13 protein-coding genes are annotated in these 12,487 nt (G+C 71.4%); 5 read left to right on the top strand and 8 right to left on the bottom strand.

Going from position 1 to position 12,487, the window contains the following annotated elements:
- Positions 1–12: 12 nt before the first annotated feature.
- Entirely contained in the window at positions 13–666 is a 654-nt protein-coding gene (locus tag ACWCPI_RS17830) for a DUF4291 domain-containing protein (RefSeq protein ID WP_451038997.1), read from the bottom strand.
- Positions 667–726: 60 nt separating this feature from the next.
- Between ACWCPI_RS17830 and ACWCPI_RS17835 the strand changes: the two genes are divergently transcribed.
- Both ACWCPI_RS17835 and lnt read left to right on the top strand, forming a co-directional pair.
- A complete protein-coding gene (locus ACWCPI_RS17835) occupies positions 727–1,212 on the top strand; it encodes a nuclear transport factor 2 family protein (protein WP_451038998.1) in 486 nt (161 codons plus the stop codon).
- A 70-nt stretch (positions 1,213–1,282) separates the two neighbouring features.
- A complete protein-coding gene (gene lnt / locus ACWCPI_RS17840) occupies positions 1,283–2,863 on the top strand; it encodes an apolipoprotein N-acyltransferase (RefSeq protein WP_451038999.1) in 1,581 nt (526 codons plus the stop codon).
- Here lnt and ACWCPI_RS17845 read toward each other — a convergent pair.
- Both ACWCPI_RS17845 and ACWCPI_RS17850 read right to left on the bottom strand, forming a co-directional pair.
- A complete protein-coding gene (locus tag ACWCPI_RS17845; RefSeq protein ID WP_451039000.1) occupies positions 2,787–3,692 on the bottom strand; it encodes a Gfo/Idh/MocA family protein in 906 nt (301 codons plus the stop codon). The two genes, lnt and ACWCPI_RS17845, sit on opposite strands and share 77 nt — an antisense overlap.
- Complete coding sequence (locus ACWCPI_RS17850) at positions 3,664–4,890, bottom strand: FAD-dependent monooxygenase (protein WP_451039001.1); 1,227 nt, start codon at positions 4,888–4,890, stop codon at positions 3,664–3,666. The genes ACWCPI_RS17845 and ACWCPI_RS17850 overlap by 29 nt, the downstream gene beginning before the upstream one ends.
- Before the next feature lie 91 nt (positions 4,891–4,981).
- Here ACWCPI_RS17850 and ACWCPI_RS17855 point away from each other — a divergent pair, with 91 nt between their 5' ends.
- Together ACWCPI_RS17855 and ACWCPI_RS17860 are read left to right on the top strand one after the other, a co-directional pair.
- Positions 4,982–5,617, top strand: coding sequence for a TetR/AcrR family transcriptional regulator (locus ACWCPI_RS17855; RefSeq protein WP_451039002.1), 636 nt, complete (start codon positions 4,982–4,984; stop codon positions 5,615–5,617).
- A 14-nt stretch (positions 5,618–5,631) separates the two neighbouring features.
- Complete coding sequence (locus ACWCPI_RS17860; RefSeq protein ID WP_451039003.1) at positions 5,632–6,141, top strand: DinB family protein; 510 nt, start codon at positions 5,632–5,634, stop codon at positions 6,139–6,141.
- Between the two features lie 781 nt (positions 6,142–6,922).
- On the opposite strand, the gene ACWCPI_RS17865 is transcribed toward ACWCPI_RS17860, so the two are convergent.
- The 5 genes from ACWCPI_RS17865 to fabG form a co-directional block, all read right to left on the bottom strand.
- A complete protein-coding gene (locus tag ACWCPI_RS17865) occupies positions 6,923–7,378 on the bottom strand; it encodes a hypothetical protein (RefSeq protein ID WP_451039004.1) in 456 nt (151 codons plus the stop codon).
- Between the two features lie 121 nt (positions 7,379–7,499).
- Positions 7,500–8,183 carry a uracil-DNA glycosylase gene (locus ACWCPI_RS17870; RefSeq protein ID WP_388794011.1) on the bottom strand — a complete coding sequence of 228 codons (684 nt, stop codon included), beginning with the start codon at positions 8,181–8,183 and terminating at the stop codon, positions 7,500–7,502.
- Between the two features lie 139 nt (positions 8,184–8,322).
- The gene (locus tag ACWCPI_RS17875) at positions 8,323–9,903 is read right to left on the bottom strand and encodes an ABC transporter substrate-binding protein (RefSeq protein ID WP_451039005.1); all 1,581 of its coding nucleotides are present in this window, start codon (positions 9,901–9,903) and stop codon (positions 8,323–8,325) included.
- 205 nt (positions 9,904–10,108) lie between these two features.
- Entirely contained in the window at positions 10,109–10,870 is a 762-nt protein-coding gene (locus ACWCPI_RS17880) for an SDR family oxidoreductase (protein ID WP_451039006.1), read from the bottom strand.
- Between the two features lie 19 nt (positions 10,871–10,889).
- Positions 10,890–11,651 carry a 3-oxoacyl-ACP reductase FabG gene (fabG, locus tag ACWCPI_RS17885; protein WP_451039007.1) on the bottom strand — a complete coding sequence of 254 codons (762 nt, stop codon included), beginning with the start codon at positions 11,649–11,651 and terminating at the stop codon, positions 10,890–10,892.
- A 297-nt stretch (positions 11,652–11,948) separates the two neighbouring features.
- Here fabG and ACWCPI_RS17890 point away from each other — a divergent pair, with 297 nt between their 5' ends.
- The gene (locus tag ACWCPI_RS17890; RefSeq protein WP_451039008.1) at positions 11,949–12,458 is read left to right on the top strand and encodes an excalibur calcium-binding protein; all 510 of its coding nucleotides are present in this window, start codon (positions 11,949–11,951) and stop codon (positions 12,456–12,458) included.
- The last annotated feature ends 29 nt before the right edge of the window (positions 12,459–12,487 follow it).

The following is a 12,487-nucleotide window of genomic DNA, read 5'->3' on the forward strand; positions in this document are numbered from 1 at the left end:
CTGCCGTTCGGATCAGGCCCGCAGATGCGCGAGGACGTCGTCCTCCAGCGGATACGGCCGTTCCTGAGGCAACAGCTCGGCGGCGCGCGTCAGTTCACCGGCCCGCACGCGCGCATGGATCTCCGTGGCCAGCGAGGTCACGTCCTCGATACCGACGATCCACTCGTCCGCGTACCGGGCGGTCGCCTCGCCGCCGAGCCCCAGCTGGAGGGACCGGTACGGCAAGGGGTTCAGGCGGAGATCGCGTTCCGGATCCCACTGCACGCGCGCGGGTGCCGTCCTCAACTGCCTTTTCCAGGCGGACTGGTCACCGTGCAGGGCGGGGACATGGTGCGAGAGGCACGCGTGGCGCAGCGCCCATGTGAAGCCCTCCCGGGTGATCTCGACGGCGAGGACGGTCTCCTGGTTCTCCTTGGTCGCCCAGCCGCAGCGGTACATCATCCACAGGAACGACGGCTTGATCCAGGTCATCCGGTCCCGGCTCCAGGAGGACGGGAAGCGGCCGTCGCGGGCCGCCGCCCGACCGATCTTGGGCCGGTAGGCCTGATAGACGGTGAGCGTGGACTCGGTGTGGCGGGCGCGCACCCGGAATCGGGGTTCGGGCAGGACGGTTCGGTCGTTCTGTTCTGTCACAGCGGACAGCGTCACCGAAGGCCCCGCCGACATCCACCGAATATCGCCGCACGCCCTCTTGGCTCCGCTCATCCCATGCCCAACACTGAGCCGATGACGCAGCGTGTGGAGCTCGCCACCCTCAGGGACCGGCTTACGGTCGACGCCTTGATCACCGAGTACGCCGGGGCCGTGGACGACGGTGACTGGGACGCGTACCGAAGTCTGTTCACGCCCGACGGCCGGGCGGACTACCGCTCGGCCGGTGGCATCGAGGGGGACGCCGGGAGGGTCGCCGGGTGGCTCGCGGAGAGCATGCGGATGTTCTCGATGCGGCAGCACCTCATCGTCAACCGCCGGGTGGGCTTCGGGATCCTGGAGCAGGACATCGGTGACACGGCCACGGTCCGGGCCGACTACGTCAATCCGATGCGGTTCGCCGGGAACGGCGGGCACTCCTCGGCCCCCGACTTCGTGTGCGGCGGCCGGTACGTCTTCGAGCTGCTGCGGACGGAGGACGGCTGGCGGCTGCGCGAGGTCGTGGTGCAGGAGAAGTGGCGCCGGGTGCCCGACCTGGCCGCGACCGGGGTGAGCGACTGAGCGGCCGTCCGGTGTCCCGTTGTCAGTGCCGACGAGCACACTGGAAGGACCACGGGGTAGGAGGTGATGCATGAAGACGATCAGCCGCTGGCTCACCTCCCCGTGGCGCCGTTCGCTCGCCGCCGTCCTGGCCGGCACGCTGCCGGTGCTGGCCTTCCCGGAGCCGTCGTGGTGGTGGTTCGCCTACGTCGCCCTGGTCCCGTGGATGGCGCTGCTGCGCTCCGCGCCGACCGGGAAACGGGCGATGTACGACGGCTGGTGGGGCGGGTTCGGCTTCATGCTGGCGATGCACCACTGGCTGCTGCCGAACCTGCATGTGTTCACGTTCGTCATCGCCGCCCTGCTCGGCGCGTTGTGGGCCCCGTGGGGCGGGCTTGTGCGCCACTTCCTGGCAGGGAGGCCGTCCCCCGGCCGGGTCGCGGCGGCCGTGGTCGTCGTGCCGTCGGGCTGGCTGCTCATCGAGCTCGTCCGCTCCTGGCAGGGGCTCGGGGGGCCCTGGGGCGTGCTGGGGTCCAGTCAGTGGCAGGTGGAGCCCGCGCTGCGGCTCGCCTCGGTGGGCGGGGTGTGGCTGCTCAGCTTCCTCGTGGTGGCCGTGAACGTGGCCGTCGCCGTGCTGGTGACAGTGCGGGGCGCCTGGATCCCGGCGGTGGCCGGCCTCCTCGCCACGGCCGTCGCCACATCGGCCGCCTGGGTGTGGTCCCCACGCCCGGAGGTGGAGGACGCGGCCCGGATCGGCGTCGTACAGCCCGGCGTCATCAAGGGCCCTGCCGGGCCGGACCGGCGATTCGACCGCGAGGTCCAGCTCACCCGTGAGCTGGCCGGTCAGGGTGCCGATCTGATCGTGTGGGGCGAGAGCAGCGTCGGCCATGACCTCGAGGACCGGCCCGGCCTCGCCCGGCGGCTCGCCGCGCTCTCACGCGAGACGGGGACGAACATCCTGGTCAACGTGGACGCGCGGCGTTCCGACAAGCCCGGCATCTACAAGAGCTCGATCCTCGTGGGCCCGGACGGCCCGACCGGCGACCGCTACGACAAGATGCGGCTGGTGCCCTTCGGGGAGTACATACCGGCCCGGTCGCTGCTCGGTTGGGCGACCTCCGTGGGCAAGGCGGCGGCGGAGGACCGCAGGCAGGGCAACCGGCAGATGGTGATGGACGCCGGGCGGGGGCTGCGGATCGGCCCGATGGTGTGCTTCGAGTCGGCGTTCTCCGACATGAGCCGCAACCTGGTCGACGACGGGGCCCAGGTGCTGATCGCCCAGTCGGCGACCTCGACGTTCCAGCAGAGCTGGGCGCCCGAGCAGCACGCCTCGCTCGCCGCGCTGCGCGCCGCCGAGACCGGCCGGCCGATGGTGCACGCGACGCTGACGGGCGTGTCGGCGGTGTACGGCCCGAGCGGGCAGCGCGTGGGGTCCTGGCTCGGGACGAGCATGAGCACGAGCGCCGTCTACGAGGTGCCGCTGGCCGACGGTGTCACTCCGTACGTCCGCTTCGGCGACTGGCCGGTACAGGCGGCGCTGCTGATCGTCGCCCTGTGGGCCGTCGGCGAGGGCACCGCGGCCTTGCGGTCGCGGCTCAGGCGGCCCGGTCCTGAACCGCGCGTACCACCCGCTCACACAGCTCGTGAGTCGCCAGCGCGTCCCGGGCGCTGAGCGCCTTGCCCGCGCGGACGGCACCGAGGAAGGCCAGCACCGCCTGCTCGATGCCGCGCTGCCGGGCCACGGGCACCCAGTCCCCGCGTCGGCGCACGGTCGGCTGGCCCTTGTGGTCGATGACCTCGGAGAGGTTGAGGACCTGGCGTTTGGTGTCCTGCCCGGACACCTCCAGGACCTCCTCGGCGGAGCCGCTGAGCCGGTTCATCACGCCGAGCGCCGTGAACCCGTCCCCGGCGAGCTGGAGCACGACATGGTGCAGCAGCCCGGCCTCGACACGGGCGCGCACGGTCACGTCGTCGATCGGGCCCGGCGCCAGGAAGCGCAGCGTGTCCACGACGTGGATGAAGTCGTCCAGGATCATCGAGCGCGGCTCTTCGGGCAGACCGATCCGGTTCTTCTGCATCAGTATCAGCTCGCGCGGATGGTCGGCGCACTGCACATAGCCGGGCGCGTACCGCCGGTTGAAGCCGACGGCGAGGCTCACCTCCCGTCGCTCGGCGAGGGCCACCAGCCGTTCGGACTCCGCGAGGTGGTAGGCGAGCGGCTTGTCGACGTACGTCGGCACGCCCGCCTCCAGCAGGCGGGTCACGATCTCGGGGTGCGCGACGGTGGGCGCGTGCACGAAGGCGGCGTCGAGGCCCTGGGCGAGCAGCGAGTCGAGGTCCTGGTGCCGCTGCTGCGTCGGCAGGTGGAGGCCGTCGGCGACCCGGGCGAGCGTCGCCGGTGTGCGGGTCTGCAGATGCAGTTCCACGCCGGGCTGGACGCCGAGCACCGGCAGGTACGCCTTCTGCGCGATGTCACCGAGTCCGATGCAGCCGACCTTCACCGGGCGTTCTCCTCTGACCGTTGCCTGCCGGGGTCTTTCCCGCAGCATACGGGGCCTGTGGCGGCCGCCAGCCGGCGATGTCCTCGAAGCCCCGCAGAAACAGCAGCGGCGCGGCCTTGGACAGCGCGGCCGTCGCCGTGTTCCGTACGGCGACCCCGGTACGGCCTCTCATCATGCCGAGGCGGCCCACCTTCACGGCCCGGCGTGCGATGGCCGTCGTACGCGGGAGGCGGGCGGCGGTATAGGCGGCGAGGTCGGCGTGGTGGTGGGCCAGTACGACGGCGTCCTCGACGGCCTGGTTGCCGCCCTGCCCCAGCGTCGGCGGCATGGCGTGCGCGGCGTCCCCGACCAGGGCGACCCGGCCGCGGTGGTAGGCGGGCAGCGGCTCGGCGATGTGGTGCACGTCGTGCCGCAGCACGTCCTCGGGGCGGGCGGCGGCGAGGACCGCGGGGATCGGGTCGTGCCAGTCGCCGTAGCGGCGCAGCAGTTCGGCCTTCTCGTCGTCGCTCGCGCGCTCCCCGGCGGGCGTGATCGCGGCGGCGTACGCGTAGACCCGGCCGTCCTTGAGGGGGTGCGAGCCCCAGATGCGGCCGCGGCCCCAGGTCTCGTGCGAAGCGAACTCCACGCCGGGCAGCGGGATGACGACCCGCCATGAGGTGAAGCCGGAGTAGACGGTCCCGGGGTGGTCCGGGAACAGCACCCTGCGCACGGCGGACCTGATGCCGTCGGCGGCCACCACGAGGTCCGCCTCCATCTCGCCGTCCGGTGTACTCACCCGTGCGGGGCGGCCGGCGTCGCCCGGGTCGGCGACGGTCGCGGCGACCCCCGTGCGTACGGCGTCCTGCGGTACGCGCCCGGCGAGGCAGTTGATGAGCGTGGCCCGGTGCAGCATGACGAGGGGGTCGCCGAAGCGTGCGGTCACGGCGGCGGCATCCGTGCGGGAGAGCCAGCGCCCGGACGGGGTGCGCAGGCCGCCGTCGCCCTGCCAGGCCGCGAGGTCGCGGATCTCGTCACCGAGCCCGAGGACGTCCAGGGCGCGCAGGGAGTTGGGGGCGAGGGAGATGGCCGCGCCGATCGGCTGGAGGGACGGCGCCCGCTCCAGCACGGTCACGTCCCAGCCAGTCCTGTGCAGGGCGGCCGCGGCCGTCATGCCGCCGATGCCGCCGCCGATCACGACGGCCCGCTTCGACTCCGCCATGGCTCCTCCTCGGATCGGACCGCACTACAGGTGTAGTACAGCAGTGGCTCGAATGTACTACAGATGTAGTGCGCGGGGTAGGTTGACTGCCATGCCCGTAAGCACCGCGCCCGGCGGCTCCCGCGCCGAACTCGTCGCCGACACCGCCCTCACCCTGCTTGCCGAACGCGGAATGCGCGGGCTCACGCACCGGGCCGTCGACGAGGCGGCCGGGCTCCCCCAGGGCTCCACCTCGAACCTCGCCCGCACCCGGCAGACCCTGCTGGAACTGGCGGTCCGGCGGCTCGCCGACCGCGAGGCGCGCGTCCTGGGGCTGGAGGAGCTGCCGGACCCGCACGGCGACCTCGACTCCCTGGCGCACGCCCTCGCCCTGGCGACCCACCGTTCCCTGACCCGGGGCCGCGAACTGACGCTCGCCCGCTACGAGCTGGCCCTGGAGGCCACGCGCCGCCCCGAGCTGCGCGCCTACTTCGACGCCACCGGCGCCCGCTTCCGCGACCGGCTCACGGCCCTCGTCACGGCGATGGGCTCGACCGACCCGGCCCGGCACGTGCTGTCACTCATCGCCTGGGCGGACGGGCTGATGTTCAGCTGTGTCGCCGGCTCCTACGGCAAGGAGGTGCCGAGCCTGGAGGAGGTGCGCGCGGGACTGCGCGAGCTGCTCGACGGAATGTTCGGCCGAGGGGCCGACCATCACGAAAACTCCTCGTCAGCGGGCCCGAGTTGAGCAAGGATGCGGGCATGACGAACGAACGCCATGAACCCGCCACCACCGCCGACGAGCGCACGATGCTGGAGGGCTGGCTGGACTACCACCGGCAGACCCTCGCATGGAAGTGCCAGGGCCTGACCGACGCCCAGTTGCGGACCGCCTCCGTGGAACCGTCCGAACTGACCCTGATGGGGCTGGTGCGGCACATGGCGGAGGTGGAGCGGTACTGGTTCCACGAGATTCTGCTGGGTGAGGACCTCGGGGTGCTCTACGCCAGCGAAGAGGACCCCGACGGCGAGTTCCACCTCACCGACGCCGACACCTGGGAGGAGGCGCGCACCACGTGGCAGGCCGAGATCGACAATGCCCGTCGTAACGCGGCCGGCTTCGGGCTGGACGACGTCTCCAAGGGCCGGAGCCGGTCGGGTGAGCCCTTCAACCTGCGCTGGATCATCACGCACATGATCGAGGAGTACGCCCGCCACAACGGCCACGCCGACATGATCCGCGAGCGCGTCGACGGCACCACCGGCGACTGACGTCAGCCGCGGCGGGCGTGCGCCGCCCGTAGGTGGTCAGAGATCACCCGTGCGGTGCAACCTGTCCTCGTCCGCTGTCCAACGGCCGCCGGAACCAGCAGAGTTGCGCGCGTGCATCGAACGACGACCACCGCAACGCTTCTGGTCACCGTGGCCGTCTCGGCCGCCCTCTCGGGGTGTATGACGGTCCGGCACCCGCCGACGGCGGGACCACCCGCACCGGCCCCGCCACCGGCGCCCCGCCCGAGCGACTCGCCTGAGCGACCGATCGTGCAGGCGCCGGCCCGCGAGGCCCTGGCCCTCATCGGGCCGTCGCGCCGACCGGCCCCCGCGCCGTCCACCGCACGGTCCACGTCCGCCCCCACGCCACCGGCACAACGCCCGCCACAGGCCCAGGCCCCCCGCTCGCACCCGCACGGACGTCCGGAACATCCCGCGCCCCGCCGTCCGGCCGTCGACGACGCGCACCGGCCACCCGTCGACCCGCCCGATGTGCCGACGCCGGTGCGGCCGGAGGTCCCCAGGAACACGGACGTCTGCGCACTGGGCCGGAAGTACGGCGGTTGGCGGGCGGACAGCCCGGAGTCGACGATCTGCGATCAGACGTACGGTCACTGACAGGGCCGGGGCGGCGCACCGGCCGGCCTCTGCGTCCGGGTACACCCGTGGGGGCGGACGCCCGGCGCGCGGCCAGGGTGCCACGGGGGCACCCGCGCCCACCGTGCAGCCCAGCGACCCGACCGCCCGCAGCCCGCAATACGACCGCCCGCAGCCCGACGCCCTACCGCCCCTCCCCCAGGCACGCCTCCAACCGCCGGATCTCCGCCCGCACCCCGTCCCCGTATCTGTCGTCCCGCAAGGCCCCCGCCGCCCCCCGGGCCCGGCTCAGATGGACGCGGGCGGCCTCCGTGTGGTCGAGCTTCACGTAGTCGGCGGCGAGATTCAGGTGCAGGGAGGGGTACAGGGCGCGTACGGCAAGCGCGCCTCTGGCCGCCTCGGCCTCCGTCAGCGCCCGCAGATCCCAGGCCAGCTCGTCCGAGGGGTCGTCCTGTGTGTCCGCCAGGTAGTGCGCCAGCGTGCACCGGTGCAGTGGGTCGCCGCCTTCCCCGAGTTCCGTCCACAGGTCCAGCAACCGGCGGCGCGCCTCCTCGCGGTCCCCCGCGTGGTGGAGGATGACGACCTGCCCGATCCTCGTCAGCACCGCATCCGGCGCCGCCTGCCTCTGCTGCTCCGCCACCGCGCCCTCCGGACCCTCGTCGGCTGCTCCCTCCCGACGCTAACGGCCCTCACCCGCGATCCGGGGCAGGCGGCTCCGTACGACACCGGGCCGGTCCGGGGAAGGACCGGCCCCGCCGAGGTCAGCCCAGGTTCGGGATCCGCCAGTCGATCGGCTCGTGCCCCTGCCCGGCCACCGCCTCGTTGATCTGCGTGAACGGGCGGGACCCGAAGAACTTTTTCGCCGACAGCGGCGAGGGGTGCGCCCCCTTGACCACCACATGGCGCGTCTCGTCGATGAGCGGGAGCTTCTTCTGGGCGTAGTTGCCCCACAGCACGAACACGGCGGGATCGGGACGGCCGGCCACGGCCTTGATCACCGCGTCGGTGAACTTCTCCCAGCCCTTGCCCTTGTGCGAGTTGGCCTCACCACCGCGGACCGTCAGCACCGCGTTGAGCAGCAGGACGCCCTGCTCGGCCCAGGGCATCAGATAGCCGTTGTCCGGGACGGGGTGGCCGAGCTCCTCCTGCATCTCCTTGTAGATGTTGCGCAGCGAGGGCGGCGTCTTCACCCCGGGGCGGACCGAGAAGCACAGCCCGTGTCCCTGGCCCTCGCCGTGGTACGGGTCCTGGCCGAGGATCAGGACCTTCACCTTCTCGTAGGGCGTCGCGTCCAGGGCCGCGAAGACCTCCTCGCGCGGCGGGTAGACGGGACCCTTCGCCCGCTCCTCCTCGACGAACTCCGTCAGCTCCTTGAAATAGGGCTGCTGCAGTTCGTCGCCCAGAACCCCGCGCCAGGACTCGGGCAGCATGGCGGTGTCGGTCACGTCAACTTCCTTACGGTGTACGGCAGACATGTGCGGTCCACGACCTGAGGTCGTTCCCAGGCCTCAGAACCTACAGGCGACCACTGACAATCGCCCCGCGGACCGCACATCCCGACCGGCGCCCCGCCGGAGGGTGCCGCTACCAGCTGGTCTTGCGGTACAGCTCGCCCACCATCATGATCGTCGACGGGTCGAGGGCCCGCTCCGCGCCGGAGATCTCCGCGCTCGCGGCCACGTACTGCCGGCCCTGCCACAGCGGCAGCAGCCGCGCGTCGTCGACGAGGATGCGCTGGGCCTCCTCGAAGTCCTTGACGACGTTGGCCCGGTCGCTCTGAGCGCGGGAGCTGGGCAGCAGCGTCTCGGTGATCTTGGGCGCCACGTAGGGCGTGCCGAGCGCGTTCTGCTCGCCGACGAAGGGCGCGATGAAGTTGTCCGCGTCCGGGAAGTCGGGGAACCAGCCACGCCCGAACACCGGGTACTCGCCCTTCTGGTATCCGGCGACGTACGTCTTCCAGGGGCGGCTCTTGAGGGTGATCTCGAAGAGACCCGACTCCTCCAGCTGGGCCTTCAGCTCCTCGAACTCCGCCTTGGTGGCGGAGCCGTAGCGGTCGCTCGTGTACCAGAACTCGAGCGAGACGGGGGCCGTCACACCGGCCTGCGTGAGGAGCTTGCGGGCCTTGCTCACGCTGGGGTCGCCGTAGTCGTCGAAGAAGCCCGTGGTGTGCCCGGTCAGGCCCTTGGGGACCATGGAGTACAGGGGCTCGACGGTGTCCTTGTAGACCTTGTGGGCGATCGCCGGGCGGTCGACGACCTGGGCGATCGCCTTGCGCACGGCCGACTTGCCGGCCACGGGGTCCTTCGGGTTGAAGACCAGGTAGTTGATCTCCGTGCCGGAGCCCTCGACCAGCTGCAGCTCATCGTCGTCGTCGGCCTGGATGTCGACGATGTCGTCGGCGGACAGACCACGGAAGGCGACGTCGAGCTCCTTGTCGCGCAGGGCGCCGACCATGGTGGGCGAGTCCTGGAAGTAGCGGATGGTCACCGCGTCGTTCTTGCGCTCCGCGTAGCCCTTGTACTCGGGGTACTTGGCGAGCTCGGCCTGCTTGCCCTCGTCGTAGGACTGGAGGGTGTACGGGCCGGACCCGACGACTCTGCCGTCCTCGCGCAGTCTGTCGGCCGGGTACTCCTCGGGGTCGACGATCGACATGGCGGGCGTGGCGAGCACGAACGGGAAGGTCGCGTCGGCCTTGTTCAGATGGAAGACGACCTCGCGGTCGTTCAGCACCTGGACGCGTTCGAGGCTGCCCAGCAGTCCGGCGGGGCCGCCGTTGACCTTGATCTTCCGGATCCGGTCGATCGAGTGCTTGACGGCCTTCGCGTCGAGGGTGCTGCCGTCCGAGAACTTCAGGCCCTCGCGCAGCTCGCACCGGTACTTCATGTTCGAGCTGTCGGTGAACTGGCAGCTCTCGGCCGCGTCCGGCTCGGGTGCGGTCGAGCCGGAGGGGTAGCTGAGCAGCGTCTGGTAGATGTTCCGGAACAGCTCCCAGGAGCTGTCCCAGGACGCGGCGGGATCAAGGGTGCTGGGGGCGGCCGTCGTCCCCACGACGATCGGGCCCTTGTCCTCCGTCGAGTCGGACGAGAGGACTCCGCATCCCGCCACGAGTGACGATATGGACGCGATGGCCGCCACCTGCCGCAGGCGTCGGATCCGGTTGAACACGCGCACGCTCCTCGATCTGCCATACCAAGGGTCGGCAAAACATACCGCAGTGTTCCGGCCGCTGGGCCTCCCGTCTCAGGAGCACTTCTCCGCCTCTGCCGTGACACCGTTGTCAAGGGCCGTTGATCTCCCGAAACGTCGACACGGGCGCCGCTGGTGTCCAGCGGCGCCCGTGTGCCGAGACGTGTGATCTGCGTCCCGTGGGTCAGCCGACGCCGGCGTTGAGGAAGATGCCGCCGTCGACGACGAGCGTCTGCCCGGTGACCCAGTCGGACTGGTCCGAGGTGAGGAACGCGGTGGCGCCGCCGATGTCGGACGGCACGCCGAGCCGGCCCAGCGGGTAGGCGGCGGCGGCCTCGTCCTCACGGCCCTCGTACAGGGCCTGCGCGAACTTGGTCTTCACCACGGCCGGGGCGATCGCGTTGACCCGCACCTTGGGTGCGAACTCGTGCGCCATCTGCTGGGTGAGGTTGATCATCGCGGCCTTGCTGACGCCGTAGGCGGCGATGAACGGCGAGGGCGCGATGCCGGCGACGGAGGCGATGTTGACGATCGCGCCGCCGTTGTCCTTCTGCCAGGCGTGCCAGGTCTTCTGCGCGAAGCCCAGCGCCGAGATCACGTTGGTCTCGAAGACCTTGCGCGCGACCCCCAGGTCGAGGTCGGCGAGCGGCCCGAAGACCGGGTTCGTACCGGCGTTGTTGACCAGGAAGTCGACGCGGCCGAAGGCCTCCATCGCCCGCTCGACCGCGAGGGCCTGGTGGGCCTCGTCGTGGGCCTTGCCGGCCACGTAGACCGCGCGCTCGGCGCCCAGTTGCTCGACGGCCTCCTTGAGGGCGTCCTCGCCCCGGCCGGTGATGACGACGCGGTCGCCTCGGGCGACGAGCGCCTCGGCGACGCCGTAGCCGATGCCGCGGCTGGCGCCCGTGACGAGGGCGACCTTGCCGGAGAGTTCAGGCAGTGCAGTCATGTCCGTGTGTCCCAGTTCCCTAGTCGAGCGGTCCGCCGGCGACGTACAGCACCTGGCCGGAGACGAAGCCGGCCGCCTCGCCCGTGAAGAAGGCGATCGCGTTGGCGATGTCCTCCGGTTCGCCGACGCGCGCCACCGGGATCTGGGTGGCGGCCGCGGCCTTGAAGTCCTCGAAGCCCATGCCGACGCGGTCGGCGGTGGCCTTGGTCATCTCGGTGGCGATGAAGCCGGGGGCTACGGCGTTGGCGGTGACGCCGAACTTGCCCAGCTCCTTGGCGAGGGTCTTGGTGAAGCCCTGGAGGCCGGCCTTGGCGGCGGAGTAGTTGACCTGACCGCGGTTGCCGAGCGCGGAGGACGACGACAGGTTGACGATGCGGCCGAAGCCCGCGTCCACCATGTGCTTCTGGCAGGCCTTGGACATCAGGAAGGCGCCGCGCAGGTGCACGTTCATGACGGTGTCCCAGTCGGAGACGCTCATCTTGAACAGCAGGTTGTCGCGGAGCACACCCGCGTTGTTGACCAGGATCGTCGGGGCGCCGAGTTCCTCGGCGATCCGGGCGACGGCCGCCTCGACCTGCGCCTCGTCGGAGACGTCGCAGCCGACCGCGATCGCCTTGCCGCCGGCCGCGGTGATCTTCTCGACGGTGTCCTTGCAGGCGGCCTCGTCGAGGTCGATCACGGCTACCGCGCGGCCTTCGGCGGCCAGTCGTACGGCGGTGGCGGCGCCGATGCCGCGCGCTCCGCCGGTGACCACGGCGACCCGCTGCTCAGTGGTGGACATTCGTTGGTTCTCCTCGCCCTAGAGATGCGGCTCATACGGCGCGCCCGGTGATGAGCGACCGCTTAGTACCTTCACCGGACGTGACGCTAGAAGCCCTGGCACCCGGTGTCAACGGCCGACCGGCCGCGTGTGATCGATTCCCCGTACGAGCGGCGCGAACCGGTCACGCCCGCCGGGTTTCGCCCCCATGGCGCCTCGTGCGCGGGCACCCGAACGGTCTATGGCCGCGAGCCACCGCGCATGGGGGCCCATAGCGTCGACGTGCGAAGCCACTGATGGCCGGAAAGGAGGCGCTCCATGCGCCGTCGCACCGGTGCCGTCGGCACGCTGTTCGCGATCGCCGCGATAGTGCCGTTCGCCGAAACCGCTCACGCACAGGACCTGAACTGCCGCGACTTCACCTACCAGGAGGACGCCCAGGCCCACTACAACGCGGATCCACGTGACCCCGACCGACTCGACGAGGACCAGGGACCGGATGACGGTGTCGCCTGTGAGGGGCTGCCTCCCCGCGGCGGCGGAGGGCAGGGTGGGGACGGGGACAGGGACGACATCTCCTCCACGCACCGCCCCAAGGCCCCCGACACCCCCGACGCCCCCGTCGCGCCCGTCGCGCCTGTCGCTCCGGTCACTCCAGTGACGCCCGCGACGACTCCGGCCACGCTCGCGCCGACCCGGGGCACGCGAGGCGGGCTGGGCGGCTCGTCGGCGTCCGGGCCGAGCGAATGGGACATCGCGGTCGGACTGGCCTTCGTCACCGGAGCCGCGCTCACCACCGGCTACGTGGTGAGGCGCCGCAGAAGCTGAGACCGGCGGCGGCACCTCGCCGCCGTCAG

Source organism: Streptomyces sp. NPDC001920 (genome assembly GCF_053594495.1).

Excerpts from the sequence above, each read along its gene's own strand:
- ACWCPI_RS17830 (WP_451038997.1), bottom strand. The coding sequence starts at position 666 with ATGTCGGCGGGGCCTTCGGTGACGCTGTCCGCTGTGACAGAACAGAAC.
- ACWCPI_RS17835 (WP_451038998.1), top strand. The coding sequence starts at position 727 with ATGACGCAGCGTGTGGAGCTCGCCACCCTCAGGGACCGGCTTACGGTC.
- lnt (WP_451038999.1), top strand. The coding sequence starts at position 1,283 with ATGAAGACGATCAGCCGCTGGCTCACCTCCCCGTGGCGCCGTTCGCTC.
- ACWCPI_RS17850 (WP_451039001.1), bottom strand. The coding sequence starts at position 4,890 with ATGGCGGAGTCGAAGCGGGCCGTCGTGATCGGCGGCGGCATCGGCGGC.
- ACWCPI_RS17855 (WP_451039002.1), top strand. The coding sequence starts at position 4,982 with ATGCCCGTAAGCACCGCGCCCGGCGGCTCCCGCGCCGAACTCGTCGCC.
- ACWCPI_RS17860 (WP_451039003.1), top strand. The coding sequence starts at position 5,632 with ATGACGAACGAACGCCATGAACCCGCCACCACCGCCGACGAGCGCACG.
- ACWCPI_RS17880 (WP_451039006.1), bottom strand. The coding sequence starts at position 10,870 with ATGACTGCACTGCCTGAACTCTCCGGCAAGGTCGCCCTCGTCACGGGC.
- fabG (WP_451039007.1), bottom strand. The coding sequence starts at position 11,651 with ATGTCCACCACTGAGCAGCGGGTCGCCGTGGTCACCGGCGGAGCGCGC.
- ACWCPI_RS17890 (WP_451039008.1), top strand. The coding sequence starts at position 11,949 with ATGCGCCGTCGCACCGGTGCCGTCGGCACGCTGTTCGCGATCGCCGCG.